The following is an 18,558-nucleotide window of genomic DNA, read 5'->3' as shown; positions in this document are numbered from 1 at the left end:
CGCCAAATCAAAGTCATATATACGATATCGCTCGTCTTAATCCCCAAGGGCCTTCTTGACCTGGGCGATGACGGCCTCGCCGTTCATCATGCCGTAGGCCATCATGTCGATCGCCTCGACCTTCTTGTCGGGCAGTAGGCCCTGGACACGCGCCAGCTCAAAGCGGACCTGCGGACCAAGCAGAACGATATCGGCGTCCTTGCCGTACGTGTCGGCCTCCGCAATGGGGTGAGCGGCGATCGTCGCCTCATAGCCGGAGGCGTCGGCAGCCTCCTGCATCTTGGTCACGAGCAAGCTCGTGGACATACCTGCAGCGCAGAACAGAACGATGTTACGCATGGTGGTTTCCTCTCTGGCAATACGGGGCACGGGCATTCCGCGCCCCGCGCATGTGATACGAGTTCGGTCAGTACGCCGGACTCGAACCGAACAATCGCTTTAGGCAGCGAGCTTCTCCTGTGCGTTCTCGGCATCAAGGAGGGTCTTGTCGTAGGCCTTGATGAAGGGCAGGCATACAACGACGTCAACCGCGAGCAGCACGAAGTACAAAACGATGGTCTTGGGATCCATGGTGGCGAGGAAGGCCTGCAGCGGAGCGGGAACCGTGAACGGCAGCGTAATGTAGAAGCGACCCAGGATACCGGCTTCCGCCAGCAGATAGTAGCTGGAGAAGTTGATAATCGAGCAGATAAGCAGCGGAACGTACGTGAAGACGTTCAGCACCGTAGGCATGCCGAAGATCGTAGGCTCGTTGATGTTAAACACGCAGGGCACGGCAGCGACCTTGGCGACGCTCTTGAGCTGAGAGCTCTTGCAGAAGAACAGAATGACGAGCAGGATGGCGAAGTAGGTGATCCAGTTGCCGAACACGCCGTTAACCGCACCAGAGAAGATGTAGGGCAGGGGCTGATTCGCCTGATAGGCCTCAAGGTTGGCGGCGAGGGCTGCCGTGGTGATGGGGCTCGTGACAACGCTGACCATATTGCCACCGTGGATGCCGAAGAACCAGAAGGTGGTCGTGATGACGTTGATGAGCAGAACGGAGGGAAGGCTGCCGGTAGCGGAGAGCAGCGGCTGGAAGATGGTGTAGACCAGCGAGGTAATACCCGCGCCAGTGACCATGGTGCACAGGACATTGAGGAGCGTGAAGCCAACGACGCTGAAGGTCATGGGGATCAGCACGTTGAACGGGGCAGCAACGTTGGGCGGAACGGATGCGGGCAGCTTGATGCTGATGTTGTGCTTGATGCACTGGTGGTTGATCTCAACAACCAGCAAACCGATCATCATGGCGCCGAACATATAGGAAGCACCGAGCTTTGCGATGGATATGGAGACCGTCTCGAGGTCGACGGCGTCACTTACGCACAAGAACACCAGCAGGGCGCACAACATATTATTGACGCCATCCATTTTGTAGGTCTGCGCGAGCTGATACGCAACACCGCACACAACGAACACCGAGATAATGCCGATCGTCATGTGATAGGGAATCATGAGAACCGACGCATTCGCCGCAGCCCATGCCTGCCAGGCAAGCAGGAAGTCGGCGAAGATGTTGCCGCCCGTGAGCCCAACCGGCGCAGGAGGAACGGCGAGCAGGCAGGCGAAACCGCCGATGATGGTAATGGGGATCATGACGGTCATGCCGTCGCGGATGGCAGCCAGATACTTCTGCTGCGAGATCTTCATGCCAACGGGCACGATGGTGCGTTCCATAACTGCCTGGAACTTATCCATGATGGACTGCTTTGGTGCAGTGGCCTCACTCATGGTGGACCTTCCTTCCTCTCGTTACTGCAAACGATGTGGGCGCACGGCCAGTACGTGAGTCGAATGTATCCGAATTTGAATATCCATTCAATACTTTTACCGTTTACCGGAATTTTCATTCGATAAACGGTAAATGGCCATTCATGTAGTACGATGTCCTCATCATACAGGTTTCAATGGAAAGAAGCTGGTAACTATGTATATCGGATTCGATAAAGTAGATATCACCCCTCAGCGTCCATGTTATATGGCGGGATACAACCGTCCAGGAATGAATGAATCGGTTCTTGATTCCATTCAGATTAATTCACTGTGTCTCTCCATCGATAACGAGACCCTCGTTCTCGTCGTCCTTGACTCCATCATGCTCGACCCCGTGTTCTGCAACCGGGTGAAGGCGGGAATCACCTCACGCACGGGCGTCCACCCCTCACACATCACCGTGGCGTGCATTCACACGCACTCCGCCCCGGCGTATTTCAAACTCGCCTTTGAGGATACCCATGTCGAGCCCGAACTCACCGCAGACGCTGAGCGCCGCATGATCGAGAGCGCCTGCCGGGCACACGCCAACATGCAGCCCGCCACCTGCACCTTCGAGAAGATGCTCGTCGACGGCCTCTACGGCAACCGCAACGTCCGGGGAGGTGTCGAGGACAAGCACTGCTACCTCATCACCTTCCAAGGTGATGACGGCACGCCCCTCGGAGCGCTCTTCAACGTCTCGGCGCACCCCACCATCCTCAACGGGAGCAGCACTGCGCTTTCCGCCGACCTCATCGGCCAAGTCCGTTTGAGGCTCGAGGATGCCCTTGGTTGCCAGGTGTTGTGCACCAACGGAACGTGCGGGGATGTGTCAACGCGCTTTTACCGCAAGTCATCGGGCATAGATGAGCTCAACGAGACCGCCGATGCCCTCTTTGAGCAGGTCATGGTCAAGAAGACACCCGTCGAACTACACATGTGGATGCCCCGATGCGGAAGTGTCAGCCGACCCACCACCTATGATGCCCGCACCGATCGCGACTGGGAAGAAATGACCGCTCGCATTCAAGAAGACCTGGCCTCACCCGAGCCCCAAGCCATGTCCGCGTTCCTGATGGACCATCAACAGCGCAAGCTCGAGATGAGCCCCGTGTCACTCGAACTCACGAGCCAGTTCTACTCATTCGGCACCCTCATCGTCGTCACCATGCCGGGCGACGTGTGCAGCGAACTCGGCCGCCGTATCAAAGCGGCATTCCCCGAGCACGAGGTCATCATCATCGGCTACGCCAACACGTACTGCAACTACCTCGTCCCCGATTGCGACTACGGCAAGTACTTCGAGACGTTCAACTCCCGCACCGCGCGCGGCGAGGCGGACGCCTTCGTGCAGTCGGTAATTGGTAGTATTGAGTCCATGATTGCTGAATAGCCATTCGGTATGACTGGAGGACTCACTATGAACCCATTCGAGCAGATGCAGATTAAACAGGGTGCGTTCACCGCAACGGATCAACAGGTGTACGAGGCGTTCATCAATAACGTCGACGCCGTCCTGCGCGCTTCGGCGACCTCCCTTGCCGAGGGCTTCGGCATCTCCCAGCCGGCCATCACGCGCTTTTGCCAAAAGCTCGGATACCGGGGGTTCTCCGATTTCAAGTCCGCTGTGTACCAGCACCATAAGTCAGCCGGCGAGAGCAGCTCGCCGTCTACGGCAATCGAATGGTACTGCAAGCTCCTCCAGCTCATACCCGCCGCCATGGAAGACGCCGACATGAGCCTGCTCGTCGAGCGCCTCACGACATCGCGGCGCATCGTCACCACCGGCTTCCACAAGAGCGCCCTGTCCGCCCAGCTTCTGAACCTCAACCTTCTCAAGCTCGGCATCATCTCGAGTTTTGCGCCCTATGACCAGCTTTCCGTCGAACAGGGCATCGCCGATGAGGACACCTTGGTCATCTTCTCTGTGGGCAGCAGGGTTTACAAAGATATTCTCGATGCCTTAGCCGATAACCCCGACGAGCGGAGACCGCATATCGTCCTCATCACCATGAGTCGGAAGAACCAGCTCAACGCGAAGGTCGACCAGGTCGTCTGGCTCCCCAATTATCAGAACCAGAACTACAGCCAATACCTCGAGACACAAGTCTCGTTCATGGTGTTCATCGACCTGCTCACCAGCGCCCTCGCGCAACGCACCTCCCAACAGTCTTAACACCGCGATTGAGTAGAAAGGACCCCTCATGATCGCCATCAACTGCACCATGTACCACGACAAACTCAAAGAGTACGTCGCCGCCGTGGAAGACCCCACGTGCACGTTCGTCAGCGAGACTCCCATGGAGATGCTCTTCGAGACGACCGACGACGAGCGCGCACTCACCGTCGTCAAGGCGGCTCTTAAGGCGACCCCCGAGTTCAAAGCCGTCTATTTCCAGATCCACGCTAAATAGCACCCAGCCCAACGAACAGGAGTATCCATGAGTCCCGAAGTCGAACAGGCAAGTTTCCAGATCATCGCCTCTGTTGGCGCCGCACGCTCCAACTACGTTGAGGCCATCCACCGCGCCAAGGAAGGCGATTTCGATGGTGCCGAGCAGTTGATTGCCGAGGGCCAGCAGCTCTTCACCGCCGGTCACGACGCCCACTTCTCCCTCATCCAGAAGGAGGCCGCCGGCGAGCAGTCCGAATTCGCCCTGATCCTCATGCACGCCGAAGATCAGCTCATGAGCGCCGAGGCCTTTGGCATCCTCGCCAAGGAGTTTATCTCCGTATACCAGGCTATAGCCGAGAAATAGGACCCATGAGCATCGCCGCAACACTGGCCTCTCAGTGCCTTGTCATGTTCGCCGTCATGGGGCTCGGCTGCCTGCTGGTGAAGCTTGGCATGCTTAGCCCCACCACCACGCGCGAACTCGGCTCATTGCTTCTCAATGTCGTGTTCCCCGTTGTGATCGTCCGCTCGTTTTGGGGCATGTACACACCCGAGCGCCTTGAAAACCTCGTGTTCACCATGGTGCTTTCCGCCCTCGCACTCGGACTGGCAATGCTCATCGCGCGGCTGGTGTTCCCCCGCGACGGCGTTCTTGAGTTCGCCGCTGCGTTTTCCAACGCCGGGTTCATTGGGATTCCCCTCGTTCAAGCAGCATTTGGAGCCGAGGCAGTGTTCTTCATCGCGCCTTTCATCGCAGCCCTCAATGTCTTGCAGTGGACATACGGGCGGTGGCGCATCTCCGGCTCCACTGAGAGCATCAGCATGCGTTCCGTCCTGAGCAGCCCCATGCTCATCGCACTCATCCTCGGGACCGTGCTGTTCTTGGTTCGCATGCCCATTCCCCCCATTGCCCAAACCCTCATGGGGACTATCGCCAACCTCAACTCTCCGCTCGCGATGCTGATTCTTGGCTCGTATCTGGCCAATGCAGACCTGCGCACCCTACTCACCACGCCCAAAGCCTATCAGGCAAGCGTGGCGCGCCTCGTGCTCATCCCCTTGGTATCCATTGCCCTCTTTGCCGTCATCCCCGGGGCGCGCGAGGTCAAACTTGCAATCCTCATCGCGGCCGCAGCGCCCGTAGGCTCCAACGTCTCCGTCTTTTGCCAACAGCTCGGACAGGACACCAATAAGCCCAGCATCACGGTCTGTCTTTCTACCCTGCTCTCTCTGGTAACGCTGCCCCTCATCAGTGCGCTGGCGACCGCCGTTCTTTAATCCACACGTCCCCTGCTTGGAGGCCCCATGCGATTCGTTGTAAATGGAGATGACCTTGGCTACACCAAGGCGAATACGCTTGGCATCATCGAGGCATACGAGCGTGGCATCCTCCGCTCAACCACCGCGCTCATGAACGCCAAGGACATCGACTTCGCACGGCAAGCGGTGGAAGGCCTGGACGGCCTGGGCATCGGCGTTCACCTCACGCTCACCCTGGGCAGCCCCCTCACCGCTGGACGCAGCATCACGGCCCCTGGCGGTACGTTCTATGGACGCAAGGAGCTCTACAGCCGCGTGGATGACCTCGACGCCGAAGACGTCCGACGTGAGTTCAAGGCCCAGATCGAGTCCTTCTGCGATGTCTTTGGACATGCGCCCACGCATATCGACTCACACCATGGCGTGCACGATATGTCTCCCGCCATCCTCGATGTCACGCGCGGCCTTGCGCGCGAGTACGGCCTCGAAATGCGCCGGTACGGGCGCTTTGCGTATGTGAGCGGATTCTTTGGGCCAACCGCCACAGCCGAGACGCTGATATCGATCATGCAGGAACATCTCGACGAGGATATCGAGCTCATGTGCCATCCCGGCTACTGCGACCTCGACCTCTACCGGGCAAGCTCGTACAACCTGGATCGCGTGTGTGAGCTCGATGCCCTATGCGATCCGGCAGTGATTGCATTTGCAGAAGAACACAGCATCGAGCTCACACACTACTAGCGCCTCAATCGCGGCGGCGCTACATGGACGCGCGAACGCACAGGCGCGCGGATATGCGGCGCACACGCGCCTCGTCCGCGGGGGGCGCAAAGCCAACCGCGTCCCCCAAAAGCTCGAGGCAGTGCCCTGCCATCTCCTCCATGGGAATCGAGACGCACGTCAAAGGCGGACACGTATGCTCGGCGTATTCCACGGCACCATTGCCCACGGAGATGACTCCCATATCGTTGGGGACGCGAATGCCGAGCTCCCAGCACCGGTGCAGCACGCCCATGGCGACCGCATCGCTGGGAGCGAACAGGCACGACACCGCACCTGGCGCGATACCCGCAAGCGCTTTATAGCCGCCTTGTGCGGAGTTCTCGTCAACTGCCATGTCGATCACCTCATGGCCCGCATCTCGCAGGCCTGCGCAAAACGCCTCTTCGCGTATGAGCATGCCCTCAAAGGCTGCAGGTGCTCGCAGGCAAGCCACGGGACGACGACCGCCATCGCCCCGACCGCCCAACCACGCAGCGGCTCTCTTCGCCGCCATCGCCCCAACTTCCGCATCGTCAACCACAACCGAGGCGTAGCCCTCAAGTTCGCGGTTGTAGAGGACCATAGGTGCCAAGGGCTTCATCTCTGCCAGGAACGCAAGGTCGTCGGGCGACGCGTTCGCGATGATGGCGGCGTCGAACGTCGGCGCACCGCACAGGGCACCAACGCGAGACAGCTCTCCGTTGCGGTACGTCTCGACACCAACATCGAGTTCTACACCACATTGCTCGAGCTTCGCATGAAGCCCCTTAAGGAAGCGGGCAAGCATGATCTCGCGGAAGTCATCCGCCCAAAAAACTGTGAGCTGGCGGCGCTCCTTGCCGCCCCGGAGCTTGCGGGCCGCAACACTTGGGCGATACCCAACCTCACGCATCGCATCCAGCACGCGCTCTTGCGTGACCTGTGAAATGTTGCGCTGTTTGGCGCGGCCGTTTGCGACGATGGAGACCGTCGAGAGCGAGACCCCCGCCAATGCGGCGACGTCTTTTATCGTGGCCATTCCCATTCCCCCATATGCACGGCACGTGCGGGCTCGACACCGCGCATGCAGACGATTTTGCTTAAAAAATCCTAGCACAACCGCTTGACACTGATAGGTACAACGTTCTACTATCCTCGTAGGGTACAACGTTGTACTTACGTGGTACCGGCACATTCACGGGAGGCCGGCCAGTACTCCCATCCTCCTTTGGCCCGCAATGCGAAAGGACGCCAAACATGAGAACTATCCGCATCGGCTCGGGCGCGGGATACGGTGGCGACCGTATCGAACCCGCCATCGACCTCATCCGCCGCGGTGACCTCGACTACATCATCTTCGAGTGCCTCGCGGAGCGCACAGTCTCCATCGCCCAGACCAGGCGCCGCCAAAATCCCGAGCTTGGCTACAATGACCTGTTCGATTACCGCTTCACGCGCATCCTCGACGCCCTCGTCGACTTGCGCGCCGAAACCAAGCGAGCCCCGCGCATCGTGACGAACATGGGTGCGGCGAACCCCACGGCCGCGGCGAAACGCTGCCTCGCTATGGCACGCGAGCGCGACCTCACCGGCCTCAAAATCGTATGCGTCACCGGCGACGACAAGACCGATGAGCTCGACCACTACCTGGGCATGACCACCATTGAGACGGGCGCGCCGCTGTCCGACATCGACGGCGAGGTCCTGTCCGCCAACGGTTACATCGGCTGCGCTGGTATTGTCGAGGCGCTCGACCGTGGCGCCGACATTGTCATCACCGGACGCGTGGCGGACCCCTCGCTCGCGCTCGGCCCCCTGGTGCACGAATTCGGCTGGAGCATGGACGACTACACTCGTCTTGGGCGGGGCACATGGGTCGGTCACCTGCTCGAATGCGCCGGTCAGGTCTGCGGCGGGTACTTCGCCGATCCCGGCCACAAGGAAGTGCCCGACCTGTGGAACCTCGGCTTCCCCATCATCGAGGTCGATGAGGAGGGCAACGGCGTGATCACAAAGCTGCCCGGCACGGGTGGCCTCGTCAGCGTCGCGACGGTCCAAGAGCAGACCCTCTACGAGATCCAGAACCCCCACACCTACTTCACGCCCGATGTCGTGGCAGACTTCTCCCAGGTCCGCATCGAGCAAGAGGCCGAGAACCGCGTCAAGATCCACGGGGCAGACGGAGCCGCACCCAACGGCTTCTTCAAGACGAGCGTTGGCTACCACGATTGCTTCATCGGCGAGGGGCAGATCAGCTACGGCGGCGAGAACGCGCTCGCCAAGGCGGAGCTCGCACGTGATGTACTCGAGCACCGCTTTGAGATCATCGGGCTTGAAGCCGAGGAAGTCCGCTTCGATTACATCGGGTTCAACTCCCTGTATGGCGATGCAATCTCCCATGCCATCCGCGAGACGTCCGGCCCTGGAGTCGGCGCCCCCATTGAGATCCGCCTCCGCGTTGCAGCTCGCACCAAGACTGCCGAGATGGCACATGAGGTTGGTCGCGAGGTCGAGGCGCTCTACACCAACGGCCCCGCCGGTGGCGGCGGTGCCACAGCCAGCGTACGTGACATCATCTCCATCGCGAGCATTCTCATTCCGTCTTCGGACTTCACCATCGGCGTCGAGCTTCTGGAGGCATAGACGATGAAACTCAAGGAAATCGCCCACTCCCGCACGGGCGACAAGGGCAATGTCTCGGTCATATCGGTCATCGCCTACGACCCAGCGGACTATGCGCTCCTCGAGGAGAAGATCACCGCCGAGCGTGTCGCCTCTTGGTTTGGAGAGCTCGTGCACGGAGAGGTAACCCGTTACGAGATCCCAAGCATCGCAGCGCTGAATTTCGAGCTCAAAGCAGCTCTTGGTGGCGGCGTGACCCGCTCGCTCGCCCTCGACATGCATGGAAAGTCCCTAGGGAGCGCCCTGCTCGAGATGGAGGTCTAACTATGAAGGTTCAAGATATCGAGCGCATCGTGGTTGCCGGCGCGGGAACGATGGGCTATTCCATGGCGCAGATCTTCGCGCGCTACGGCTACCAGGTCACCATCTACGACCTCGCTCAAGCGGCACTCGATAACGCCGCGACGCGCATCGCGCAGGGCACGGACAACCTCGTTGCGGATGGCGATATCACCCGCGACGAAGGCGATGAGCTGCTGGAACGTATCGCATATACCTGCGAGAAAGATAGCTTTGGCACCTGCGACCTCATGGTCGAGAGCATCGTGGAGCGCCTCGATGTGAAGACGTCCTTCTACCGGGAAATCTCCGAACTCGCTCGTCCCGACGCGATTCTCGCCACCAACACCTCGGGCCTCTCCATCAACGAGCTCGCGGCGGCGGTGAAACTGCCCCAGCGGTTTATCGGCATGCACTGGTTCAACCCCTCCCATATCATCCCGCTTATCGAAATCGTCCGCGGCGACGAGACTTCCAATGAGACCGCCGATATCGTGCGCGATCTGGCGCACGCGATTGGCAAGAAGCCCGTCGTGGTGCAGAAGGACGTGCCCGGCTTCGTGGCGAACCGCATTCAATTCGCGGTGCTGCGCGAGGCCCTGCACCTTGTGGAGACCGGCGTGGTCGATGCGCAGGGCGTCGATGACATCATGCGCTATGGCCTCGGTCTGCGCTATGCGTGCCTGGGACCGCTGCAGATCGCCGACTTCGGCGGGCTCGACACCTTCCACCACATCGCGTCGTACCTCAATGCGGACCTTTGCAATGCCGCAGAGCCCTCTCCCCTTCTCGCCCAGTTGTTCGACGAAGGAGCCTACGGCGTGAAGACCCAGCGCGGGTTCTATGACTACACTCAGGGTCGCGACGTTGAGGCCACGCGCGAGCGCGACGAGGCGTACCTCGCCGTGGCGAAGGCCCTCGGAGAACTGTAGCCTCTCCGCGCTGCACCCCCGCTCAGAGCCCCTGCACATCGACCTCCGCGTACACGGTGCAAGCGCTTCGCGCTTTCAAGGCTCCGTCCCGCCGCCGCGCGCAACCCCTCCAAGGTGCGACGTCGCAGACCCCCACAACAACCCCGTCCCCTCCTATACGTCCCGGCACCATCCCCCAAGGTACCGGGACGTTGCGCTATGATGGCTGCACAATCAACCGAGAGGAAGGCCCGCCCATGGCATTCACCCACGTGATCTTCGACCTGGATGGCACGCTGCTCAACACGCTCGATGACCTCACCGCAGCGGGCAACCATATGTGCGAGCTGCACGGCTGGCCCACCTTCACCGCTGACGAGTTCCGATTCAAAGTGGGCAACGGACAGCCCAAACTCATCGAGCGGCTCATACCCGCCGAGTTCGCGGGGGACGGACGCATCTTTGAACAGGCGCTCTCCGAGTTCCGCACGTACTACAGTGCCCACAAGCAGGACCGCACGGCCCCCTACAGCGGCATTATGGAGATGCTCGACGCCCTCTTGGATGCCGGCGTGACGCTCGGCGTCCTCTCAAACAAGGACCATGCCGCCACCACTCCGCTCGTTGCCCAGTACTTTGGAGACCGCTTCGCCGTCGCGCAGGGGCGCGTGGATGCGTTCCCGCCCAAGCCTGCCGCCCCCATCACGCTCCATGTGCTCGAACTGCTCAGTGCCGACCCCGCCTCCACGCTCTACGTGGGTGACTCCAATGTGGATATCGCCTGTGGACACAACGCCGGCTTGCGCTCTTGCGGCGTTGCCTGGGGATTCCGCGGACGCGCCGAACTCGAGGCGGCGGGGGCCGACTACGTGATTGACGACCCACGCGAACTCATCGACATCGTTCTCTAATGGCTGCCACAGCACGAGCACAGCGCGATTCGATTGCTGCTGCCGCAAATCGGGCGAAAATGTAACGAAAAACCAAGGGAGCCAAGTAGACCCTCTAAAACGCCGACGTTTTCCCTGATAAAACTCTTTACTTTTCCCGTCTACTCAAGGCATCCGGAAATTCGTTACAAAATCGCCCGATTCCTGGCATCAAGGAGCATTTACGCCAAACCGAGCTGCCGCTTCACACCCGCGGCGCGGCGGCGACTCACCGGGACGCACGCCCCCGTGCGCTCGAGCGTGAGTTGGATAAGGCCGCTTGGCTTGAGAACCTCGATGTCACGAACGTCGTCGATGTTCACCAGGAAGCTGCGGTGCACACGCAGGAAGCCCTCAGATGCCAGGCGGCGCTCCAACACCGATATCGATTCGTTGACCAAATAGCCCCCTACTTGCGTGTGCGCAACGGCGTAATCGGCCTTTGCTTCGATGTAGGCGATCTCCCCCACGGGAATATACGAGCGTTTCCCGTTACGCTCCCCTTGAATACGGCGGACCGGCTCGGCAGCCGCAGCGGGTTTGCGTGCCGCAATGGTAGCCTCAACCTTGTCGAGTGCCTTCTCCAAACGGGCCTGCTCAACGGGTTTGAGCACGTAATCGGCAGCATCGAGCTCAAATGCCTCGGCGGCGTACTCGGAAAACGCCGTTACGAACACGATTGCCGGCGGGTGCTTGAGGTTGTGCAGGCTGTCGGCGAGCTGCACGCCACTCGTGCCGGGCATCTGGATGTCCAAGAACAGCACATCCGGACGGAACGACAGGATCTTTTCAACCGCCGCCGTCGCTCCGCCCGCTTCTTCCACCGCGCCCACACGAGCATCTTGCGTAAGCAGGTAGTTGAGCTCTGCACGAATCGGCGGTTCATCATCCACAATTAGCACGCGCCAGTTTTGCCCAGCCATGCGAACTCCCTTTCTGCTGCCCGGGCATGCGCCCGAACTCATACGGCCAAAATCCAGTCCCAAACGAAAAGTCTACCGCAGCGCCAACAGCCCCGACGCCCCGGCGCAATTGCCCAAGGTCAGCGGGCGGAAGGTATTGCGCTCGCGTCCGGCTCGTGAGGTTCGCCCACAAGCTCGACCATAATCCGCGTGCCCACACCCTCCCGAGATTCCACGCGAATGCCCGATTCGTCGCCAAAGAAGAAATGGATGCGCATGAGCACATTGGCGAGCGCCAAACCGCCGCCGCGCTTAAGCGACCCGTCTGCCGTAGTGGGTGCATCGCGAAGACGGGCACCGTCCTGGCCCTCCGCCTCGTTGGGCTGCGACCCCGATGCCCGCTTGGGGTCAAACAGGTACGCGACCGTCTCCTCGCTCATGCCAATGCCATCGTCCTCCACAACGATTTCGATGCCGTCATCCGTTTCGATGGACGAAAGCACGATGGATAGCGGTTCGATCTCGCGCATGGCGTGCTTGATGCAGTTCTCCAACAGCGGCTGCAAGATGAACGGAGGCACACGGCTATCCAGTGTCGCAGGGTCGAGCTCCACACGCAGCTTGAGGCGGTCGTCTCCGTAACGCGCCTGCATGAGGTTGATGTAACGCATGCCCTGCCCCAACTCGTTTTGCAGTGTCGTGAGTGCGTCGGAGTTCGAGAGCGTCTGGCGGTAGTAGTTCGAGAAGTCGATGAGCAGCGAGCGGGCCTTCTCGGGCTCGGTGCGGACGAGCGACACGATGGTTCCGATGGTGTTGAACAGGAAGTGCGGGTCGACCTGAGACTGCAGGGCGCGGAGCTCCATGCGCGCGCTCACGTCCTGCTGACGCTCGAGCTCGAAGCTCGCGAGCTGCGTGGAGATGAGCTCGGCAAACCCGGTGGCGAGCGCCGTCTGCCGCGCGTCGATGTCGCTGTAGCGCGGGTAATACAGCTCGATTGTGCCCATGCAGCGATCACGCACGATGAGCGGGGCGGTGATGCCCGCGTGCAGACGGGGGAAGAAGCGCGGCTCGCCCGGCTCGGGGGTCTCCCGCGCAAAGACCTCCATCTGCTTCTCCTCGAGCACACGCAACGTGCTCGGCAGCACGACGGGCGTGCCCGACGGGCACCTGTCGGAATCCTCGCCCCAACTCGCCACGACGGCGGTGCCGTCCGTCACGCAGATCGCGGAGGCGAGCGTTTCGGGCAGGATGATCTGGCACGCGCCGAGCGTGGCCTCGGGCGTAAGGCCATGACGCGTGTAGGTGAAGATCTTGCTCGCGATGCCCAGCGTGCGGTCGGTCGCCGAGAGCGAGAAGTCGTCCGGCGCCACGAACACGTAGGCGAAGAAGAAACACAGCAGCACGAGGCCGGCGATGGTGATGACCGCGGGAACCGGGTTGGGATTGCTCACGAACTCGAGACCGAGCAGGCCGAGCAGCATCGGCACGCAGAGCATGAGGCCACGCAGTGCCCAGGTCTGCGCAACGCGGAAGAACTTCGTCTGGTTCTGCCGCTCGAACGGTCTCTGCATGCGTCTCCCTCTCGCCCGCGCCATCCACAACACCTCACCATCTTACAAGAGCGGAAGTCCCGAAGCCGGGCGCGCCAACTCCCCCGCTCCACCCGACCCCGCAACGGGGTAAGCGCAGGGGCTCCCCGGTCCTTAGTCTTGCGCGATTTCTGAGCGCAGCGAAGCTGAGCGCAAGACTAAGGACCGGGGAGCCCCGATGGGAGTGACCCCCGTTACTCGGAATACTTATTGCCCTCGCCGAAGGTACCCGGATCGACAATCCAGCCGTCCTTCATGATGACGTCCATGTTGTCGACGTTGAGGGTGTGGATGTCGGCGGCGACGTCGCCGTTCACCACGAGCAGGTCGGCGCACTTGCCGGCCTCGAGGGAACCGGTCTCGTCCTCGATGTGGCACATCTTGGCGCCGTTGAGGGTGGCGCAGGTGATGGTCTCGACCGGGGTGAAGCCGATCTTGTCCACGAACTCGTACATCTCCTCGATGGAGCAGGTGCCGTAAGGAGTGACGAAGGAGAAGGAGTCGGAGCCGATGGTCATCACGACGCCGCGCTTCTTGGCCTCGCGCAGGCAGTCGTAGTTGCGCTGGAGCTCCTTCTCGACCAGGGTGCCCTCGTACTTGTCGTGCAGCTCGGGCACGTAGACCGGCGGATAGGTGGAGTACCAGGTGGGCAGGAAGGCGATCGTCGGGGTGAAGAAAGTGCCCTGCTCGGCCATGAGGTCCATGGTGCGCTCGTCGATGTCGAAGCCGTGGATCAGCTGCTCGCAGCCAAAGCGCACGGAGTCATACGCGGCGGCGTGGTTGTTGTAGCAGTGGCTCCACACCGGAATGCCGACCATCTTGGCCTCATCGATCACGGCCTTGATCTCCTCGGAGCAGTAGTGCTGGTCGCGACCGGAGTCCCAGCGCCAGATGCCGCCGCCGGTAGCCCAGATCTTGATGGCATCGGGGTTCTCGCGCAGGCGACGGCGAACGGCCTTGCGAAGGTCCCACGGACCGTCGACCTGGTCGCCCCAAGGATGGGACTCTTTGTTCTCGAGCTGGCTGCAGTGGTGGGAGTCGCCGTGGCCGGCGGTGCGGCAGAAACCGAGACCGGTGGCGAGGACGCGAGGACCCTTGAAGACGCCCTTCTCGATGCAGTCACGGACCTGGATGCCAAAGCGGCCGATCTCGCACACGGTGGTCAGGCCGTGAGTGAGGCAGTCATAGGCCTGCTTGACGGCGACGGCCTGCTTCTCGAGCAGCGGCTGCATGACCCAGTCGGTGTCGTCGTCGGTGAGGTTGCCGGAGAAGTGCAGGTGGGTGTCGATGAGGCCGGGCATGACGGTCTTGCCGGCGGCGTCGATGACCTCGTAGCCCTCAGGGGTGTCCTGGTGGGCGCCAGCGTACTCGATCTTGCCGTTCTCATCGACGAGAACCAGGGAGTTCTCGACCGGCTCGGCGCCGGTACCGTCGATGAGCTTGCCTCCGACGATTGCGTACTTCTTACCCATGATGTTCCTCCTTATTGGAACGATGGATTGGCTATTGGCCCCCGGCCGCGCGGGGTACGTGCACGGCCGGGTGATGCCACAAGAGAGGAGAGGTCGGGCGAATGCCCGGAGGAAAGCGGCGGGTGCGTCGTGTGGGGTCACCCGCCGCTTGCGGGTAGTTCGCTACTTGGCGCGGGCCTTGGTGACGAACATGAGGATGAAACCGACGACCAGCCAACCGATCACGATGGACCACTCGACCATGTCGAGCGATGCCGGGCTGAAGGGCAGGACCAGCAGGCCGATGATGATAGCGCCGGCGAGGATGGCCAGGAAGATACCGAACTTGCCGCCGGGGACCTTGTAGGGACGGGGCAGGTCGGGCTCGGTGTAGCGCATCTTCAGGCACGCGAGGGCGACCATGGTGCAGGAGAGGATGAACGCGAGGGCGGACACGTTGGTCAGCGGGATGAGCATGTTCTTGCCCAGGAACGGACCGACGATGGTGATGACGGCGAGGACCACGCAGGCGAGCTTCGGGGCACCGGACTTCTCATCGACCTCGGCGAACTGCTCGGGCAGCTGGCCCTTGCGGCCCATGGCGAGCATGATGCGGCTCGTGGCGCCGTAGAAGGAGTTCATCGGTCCCATGGGCCCGAGGGTGGCGATGACGAGCATGGCCACGTACAGGATCATGTTGATGTTCTTCAGGCAAGCGAGCGCGGGCACCGGCTGGGAGACGAACTCGTCCCAGGGAAGGATGGTGCCGAAGGAGTAGATGCAGACCATGTAGAAACCACCGGCGGCCAGGAGGGCCAGGGTGATGATCTTGCCGAACTTGTTCCAGTTCAGGCCCTCAGCGGCCTCCTCGGCCTGCTGGGGAATGGTGTCGAAGCCCGCGTAGAAGAACGGGGTCAGGACCAGGACCGAGACGATGCCCGCGAGCAGGTTCGTGGACTCGGTCGCGGCGACGCCGCCGCCGGCGCCGGACACCTGGGAGAAGACGGGCATGGCGTTGCTCGGGGAGCCGGTCACGATGGAGACGCCCATGGCGAGCAGCATGCCGCAGAGCAGGGCCTTGGTGAGGAAGGCCTGGAGCTTGGCCGCGGAGCTGGCGCCGCGGAAGTTGAGGAAGACCACGTAGCCGGCGAAGGCGAGCGCGATCAGCGTCGGGAACAGGTAGACGTCCGCACCGAGGATGGTGTAGAGCTTGACGGCGCGAAGCCACTCGAGGCCGGGCAGGCTGCCGAACATGTCGGACACGAGCGTGGAGATGGCGATCGCCTCCCACGGGCACAGGATGCCGTTGCCCAGGGCCAGGAACCAGCCGGTGATGTAGGACGCCGTGCGACCGAACGTGCGGTCGACGTACTCCACGATACCTCCGGAAACCGGGATGGCGGCGGTAAGCTCGCCAAACACCGCTCCAATGGGCACCAACGCGATAGCGCCCAAGAGGAATGCGATCATAGCGGGGACCGGGCCGCCGCCGACGACCATCCAGTCGCCGACCTGAAGGACCCAGCCGGTACCGATGATGGCGCCGAAGCCAATGGTGAAGAAGTTCCACAGCGACAGCGTCTTTTTCATGCCGCCCTGTTCGGCGGCAGGAGTGGTGGTGTCCGCCATAGCACGCCTCCTTTCTTTGTTATGGGCCTCTCCGTTCCGGACGGGCCCATCCCTCTGCGCGCGAGGTACACGCGCGCCTTTTCCACGCCTTGGAGGATATTGCCTGCCGTTGCGCGTTTTGCGTGCTTCTCGATTTGCGGAAGCAAGGCGCAGACGAGCGGCCGCGTTTTTGGGACGAGCGGTCGATGATGCAACGGCCAGCGACGAGAGGCGCAGCGGGCGCGCGGTGGGCGTGGCGCATCTGCGCGGGTTACAGGCACGACAGCCGACATCGGCGAGCGCGCGGGCCGCGGCAAGGCGCATCTCAGCAGCGAATCCCTCGTCCCTCCCCTACAGCCATGCGAACAACTCGCAATCCCCTTAATACGATGTGAGGAATCAACGGTTTGAAACGGTTAGTTTGTTTCAAACCGTTGATAAATCACATTACCAAGGCCATTTATGTGAGAAAACCGCGGTTTGAAACTGCCGCCAGATTTCAATTCGGAAATGACTCGCCTTATTAACCCCAGACAAGTGTCGGACAGGCGCATGTGCGCGGCCGGCGCATCCTGCCTGATTATCCACCCTGGAGCTGGTACCATGTGCAGTATTGCCGTGCATACCGTAAGGGGGTGCAGTTGTGGACCAGGGCCATCAAAATGATGCGTCTCGGCGATCCGTTCGCCTTGCCGGCCAGCGAGAAGTGCCGCTCGGCGTGAACGAGCGTCGACGTCAGGCAGACTCGAGTATCAGCGGTGCGCCCCAGCGAGAATATCTTGAGCAACCTCGCAATGGCAGAGTCCCCCATCCGCAACGCGGCGCATTTCGCGGCGCGGGCCCTGGTGCCGCCCGCAACTCCAATCTCGGCGTCCCCCGCAGCTCCAGCTTCGGCTCCACCCGCAACCCCAACTTCGGCGCCGCCCGTGGCTCTGGGCTCAGCGGGAAACGCGGCCGCTCGCATGGCTACGTTGACGGAAGCCGCAGACAGCCCGTCTTCAAATCATCACGCGGCTCGTATCCCCATCTGCGCTCGAATCGCATCTTCGCCCGCGCAACCTGGATCGATCGCCTTCTGCAGCCGCGCGTAATCGTGGCGGTTCTCGCGCTCGTGCTTGTTGGCGGCGGAGGGCTGGCCATCTACTCGTCCGCACAGCAGCGCGCAGCGGAAGAAGCCGCGCAAGCAGAGGCAGCCGCCGAGAAAAAACGGCTCGCCAACCAAGCGGTCAACCCCAACAAGTTAGGCGTCGGCGCCTATGCCGTCTCCACTCCCCGCTCGGAATGGACGCAGGGCACCATGCCGCACCTGTACCAAACTGATCCCGCTTGGGCAAACAAGTCTTACGCTGGTGGAACGGTGCGCGCCAACGCATGCGGCCCCACATCTCTGACCATGGTCTACATCTACCTAACCGGACGAACTGACCTCGATCCCGGCGCCATGGCGGCGTTTGCCGACGAGAACAATTTCGCCCCAACCGGCGCCACGGAGTGGTCCTTCATGACTGAAGGTGCCTCGATGCTCGGCATCAACTCGGCATACATCAACCCCTCGCGCCGGGGCATCACCAACGCCTTGGCAAACGGGCGTCCCGTCATCTGCAGCGTCAGTCCGGGCGACTTCACCACCGTGGGTCACTACATCGTGCTGCGCAGCATCGACGACCACGGCATGGTCGAGGTCTTCGACCCCAACAGCCCCTACAACTCCGCACGACGTTGGGGCATCCAGGAGATCCTCAACCAAACCCAAGCGTGCTGGTCATTTTGGGTGTAATCCCCCCACCCTCTCGTTGCGTCATCCAGTCAGCACCCTTCCACAAACATACAAGTGCCTATGGCCGCACGAGATTGACTATGTCTCTCACGAGATTGCCTATGGCAATCTGCCGGTTCAGAGGCCCAAGCGGCTGACAACCATAGGCAATTTCAGGGTAGTCATAGGCAATTTCAAGGCGCCCACAGCCAATGTGTGGCGACACGTGCAAAGGACGCCCCGGGGCAGTTTTCC

Annotated in this window: 18 protein-coding genes; 11 read left to right on the top strand and 7 right to left on the bottom strand. The window is 61.4% G+C overall.

Annotated features, from left to right (window positions below):
• Window positions 1-36 precede the first annotated feature (36 nt).
• Together Q5Q88_RS06970 and Q5Q88_RS06965 are read right to left on the bottom strand one after the other, a co-directional pair.
• Complete coding sequence (locus tag Q5Q88_RS06970) at window positions 37-339, bottom strand: PTS sugar transporter subunit IIB (RefSeq protein WP_302742532.1); 303 nt, start codon at window positions 337-339, stop codon at window positions 37-39.
• 99 nt (window positions 340-438) lie between these two features.
• On the bottom strand, window positions 439-1,773 hold the full coding sequence (locus Q5Q88_RS06965; protein ID WP_302742530.1) for a PTS sugar transporter subunit IIC: 1,335 nt from the start codon (window positions 1,771-1,773) through the stop codon (window positions 439-441).
• Window positions 1,774-2,044: 271 nt separating this feature from the next.
• On the opposite strand from Q5Q88_RS06965, the gene Q5Q88_RS06960 reads away from it, so the two are divergent.
• The 6 genes from Q5Q88_RS06960 to Q5Q88_RS06935 are packed head-to-tail and all read left to right on the top strand — an operon-like array spanning window position 2,045 to window position 6,196.
• Window positions 2,045-3,190, top strand: a complete 1,146-nt coding sequence (locus Q5Q88_RS06960; protein ID WP_302742529.1) for a hypothetical protein — start codon at window positions 2,045-2,047, stop codon at window positions 3,188-3,190.
• A gap of 27 nt (window positions 3,191-3,217) precedes the next feature.
• Window positions 3,218-3,973, top strand: coding sequence for a MurR/RpiR family transcriptional regulator (locus tag Q5Q88_RS06955; protein WP_302742528.1), 756 nt, complete (start codon window positions 3,218-3,220; stop codon window positions 3,971-3,973).
• Between the two features lie 28 nt (window positions 3,974-4,001).
• Window positions 4,002-4,211 carry a hypothetical protein gene (locus tag Q5Q88_RS06950; protein ID WP_302742526.1) on the top strand — a complete coding sequence of 70 codons (210 nt, stop codon included), beginning with the start codon at window positions 4,002-4,004 and terminating at the stop codon, window positions 4,209-4,211.
• 27 nt (window positions 4,212-4,238) lie between these two features.
• Window positions 4,239-4,556: a PTS lactose/cellobiose transporter subunit IIA gene (locus Q5Q88_RS06945; protein ID WP_118652876.1), complete on the top strand. Its 318-nt coding sequence runs from the start codon at window positions 4,239-4,241 to the stop codon at window positions 4,554-4,556.
• A gap of 5 nt (window positions 4,557-4,561) precedes the next feature.
• Entirely contained in the window at window positions 4,562-5,470 is a 909-nt protein-coding gene (locus tag Q5Q88_RS06940) for an AEC family transporter (RefSeq protein WP_118652874.1), read from the top strand.
• Window positions 5,471-5,497: 27 nt separating this feature from the next.
• On the top strand, window positions 5,498-6,196 hold the full coding sequence (locus tag Q5Q88_RS06935; RefSeq protein WP_302742523.1) for a ChbG/HpnK family deacetylase: 699 nt from the start codon (window positions 5,498-5,500) through the stop codon (window positions 6,194-6,196).
• Between the two features lie 19 nt (window positions 6,197-6,215).
• On the opposite strand, the gene Q5Q88_RS06930 is transcribed toward Q5Q88_RS06935, so the two are convergent.
• Window positions 6,216-7,235, bottom strand: a complete 1,020-nt coding sequence (locus tag Q5Q88_RS06930) for a LacI family DNA-binding transcriptional regulator (protein WP_158574793.1) — start codon at window positions 7,233-7,235, stop codon at window positions 6,216-6,218.
• Window positions 7,236-7,453: 218 nt separating this feature from the next.
• Here Q5Q88_RS06930 and Q5Q88_RS06925 point away from each other — a divergent pair, with 218 nt between their 5' ends.
• The 4 genes from Q5Q88_RS06925 to Q5Q88_RS06910 all read left to right on the top strand — a co-directional run bounded on the left by Q5Q88_RS06925 (window position 7,454) and on the right by Q5Q88_RS06910 (window position 10,979).
• Window positions 7,454-8,839: an acyclic terpene utilization AtuA family protein gene (locus Q5Q88_RS06925; protein WP_118652868.1), complete on the top strand. Its 1,386-nt coding sequence runs from the start codon at window positions 7,454-7,456 to the stop codon at window positions 8,837-8,839.
• Window positions 8,840-8,842: 3 nt separating this feature from the next.
• A complete protein-coding gene (locus Q5Q88_RS06920) occupies window positions 8,843-9,142 on the top strand; it encodes a hypothetical protein (protein ID WP_118652866.1) in 300 nt (99 codons plus the stop codon).
• Window positions 9,143-9,144: 2 nt separating this feature from the next.
• Window positions 9,145-10,089, top strand: coding sequence for a 3-hydroxyacyl-CoA dehydrogenase family protein (locus Q5Q88_RS06915; protein WP_118652864.1), 945 nt, complete (start codon window positions 9,145-9,147; stop codon window positions 10,087-10,089).
• 236 nt (window positions 10,090-10,325) lie between these two features.
• Window positions 10,326-10,979, top strand: coding sequence for an HAD family hydrolase (locus Q5Q88_RS06910; RefSeq protein ID WP_118652862.1), 654 nt, complete (start codon window positions 10,326-10,328; stop codon window positions 10,977-10,979).
• 200 nt (window positions 10,980-11,179) lie between these two features.
• Here the strand turns inward: Q5Q88_RS06910 and Q5Q88_RS06905 are convergent, their stop codons facing one another.
• The 4 genes from Q5Q88_RS06905 to Q5Q88_RS06890 all read right to left on the bottom strand — a co-directional run bounded on the left by Q5Q88_RS06905 (window position 11,180) and on the right by Q5Q88_RS06890 (window position 16,568).
• A complete protein-coding gene (locus Q5Q88_RS06905; RefSeq protein WP_118652860.1) occupies window positions 11,180-11,920 on the bottom strand; it encodes a LytTR family DNA-binding domain-containing protein in 741 nt (246 codons plus the stop codon).
• A 119-nt stretch (window positions 11,921-12,039) separates the two neighbouring features.
• Complete coding sequence (locus tag Q5Q88_RS06900) at window positions 12,040-13,470, bottom strand: histidine kinase (RefSeq protein WP_294122725.1); 1,431 nt, start codon at window positions 13,468-13,470, stop codon at window positions 12,040-12,042.
• Between the two features lie 212 nt (window positions 13,471-13,682).
• A complete protein-coding gene (locus Q5Q88_RS06895) occupies window positions 13,683-14,960 on the bottom strand; it encodes an amidohydrolase family protein (protein ID WP_118652856.1) in 1,278 nt (425 codons plus the stop codon).
• Window positions 14,961-15,122: 162 nt separating this feature from the next.
• Window positions 15,123-16,568 (bottom strand): APC family permease, encoded by a 1,446-nt coding sequence (locus Q5Q88_RS06890; RefSeq protein ID WP_118652854.1) that lies wholly within the window; start codon window positions 16,566-16,568, stop codon window positions 15,123-15,125.
• 622 nt (window positions 16,569-17,190) lie between these two features.
• On the opposite strand from Q5Q88_RS06890, the gene Q5Q88_RS06885 reads away from it, so the two are divergent.
• Complete coding sequence (locus tag Q5Q88_RS06885) at window positions 17,191-18,324, top strand: C39 family peptidase (protein WP_302742513.1); 1,134 nt, start codon at window positions 17,191-17,193, stop codon at window positions 18,322-18,324.
• Window positions 18,325-18,558 lie beyond the last annotated feature (234 nt).

Source organism: uncultured Collinsella sp. (genome assembly GCF_959026545.1).
In the GTDB taxonomy this organism is placed as follows: Bacteria; Actinomycetota; Coriobacteriia; order Coriobacteriales; family Coriobacteriaceae; genus Collinsella.
The sequence above is the reverse complement of the archived record's forward strand: the minus strand, read 5'-3'. Positions and strand labels throughout refer to the sequence as shown.

Excerpts from the sequence above, each read along its gene's own strand:
- Q5Q88_RS06935 (WP_302742523.1), top strand. The coding sequence starts at position 5,498 with ATGCGATTCGTTGTAAATGGAGATGACCTTGGCTACACCAAGGCGAAT.
- Q5Q88_RS06925 (WP_118652868.1), top strand. The coding sequence starts at position 7,454 with ATGAGAACTATCCGCATCGGCTCGGGCGCGGGATACGGTGGCGACCGT.
- Q5Q88_RS06905 (WP_118652860.1), bottom strand. The coding sequence starts at position 11,920 with ATGGCTGGGCAAAACTGGCGCGTGCTAATTGTGGATGATGAACCGCCG.
- Q5Q88_RS06890 (WP_118652854.1), bottom strand. The coding sequence starts at position 16,568 with ATGGCGGACACCACCACTCCTGCCGCCGAACAGGGCGGCATGAAAAAG.
- Q5Q88_RS06910 (WP_118652862.1), top strand. The coding sequence starts at position 10,326 with ATGGCATTCACCCACGTGATCTTCGACCTGGATGGCACGCTGCTCAAC.
- Q5Q88_RS06960 (WP_302742529.1), top strand. The coding sequence starts at position 2,045 with ATGAATGAATCGGTTCTTGATTCCATTCAGATTAATTCACTGTGTCTC.
- Q5Q88_RS06970 (WP_302742532.1), bottom strand. The coding sequence starts at position 339 with ATGCGTAACATCGTTCTGTTCTGCGCTGCAGGTATGTCCACGAGCTTG.
- Q5Q88_RS06940 (WP_118652874.1), top strand. The coding sequence starts at position 4,562 with ATGAGCATCGCCGCAACACTGGCCTCTCAGTGCCTTGTCATGTTCGCC.
- Q5Q88_RS06930 (WP_158574793.1), bottom strand. The coding sequence starts at position 7,235 with ATGGCCACGATAAAAGACGTCGCCGCATTGGCGGGGGTCTCGCTCTCG.
- Q5Q88_RS06895 (WP_118652856.1), bottom strand. The coding sequence starts at position 14,960 with ATGGGTAAGAAGTACGCAATCGTCGGAGGCAAGCTCATCGACGGTACC.
- Q5Q88_RS06965 (WP_302742530.1), bottom strand. The coding sequence starts at position 1,773 with ATGAGTGAGGCCACTGCACCAAAGCAGTCCATCATGGATAAGTTCCAG.
- Q5Q88_RS06915 (WP_118652864.1), top strand. The coding sequence starts at position 9,145 with ATGAAGGTTCAAGATATCGAGCGCATCGTGGTTGCCGGCGCGGGAACG.
- Q5Q88_RS06900 (WP_294122725.1), bottom strand. The coding sequence starts at position 13,470 with ATGCAGAGACCGTTCGAGCGGCAGAACCAGACGAAGTTCTTCCGCGTT.
- Q5Q88_RS06920 (WP_118652866.1), top strand. The coding sequence starts at position 8,843 with ATGAAACTCAAGGAAATCGCCCACTCCCGCACGGGCGACAAGGGCAAT.
- Q5Q88_RS06950 (WP_302742526.1), top strand. The coding sequence starts at position 4,002 with ATGATCGCCATCAACTGCACCATGTACCACGACAAACTCAAAGAGTAC.
- Q5Q88_RS06945 (WP_118652876.1), top strand. The coding sequence starts at position 4,239 with ATGAGTCCCGAAGTCGAACAGGCAAGTTTCCAGATCATCGCCTCTGTT.
- Q5Q88_RS06955 (WP_302742528.1), top strand. The coding sequence starts at position 3,218 with ATGAACCCATTCGAGCAGATGCAGATTAAACAGGGTGCGTTCACCGCA.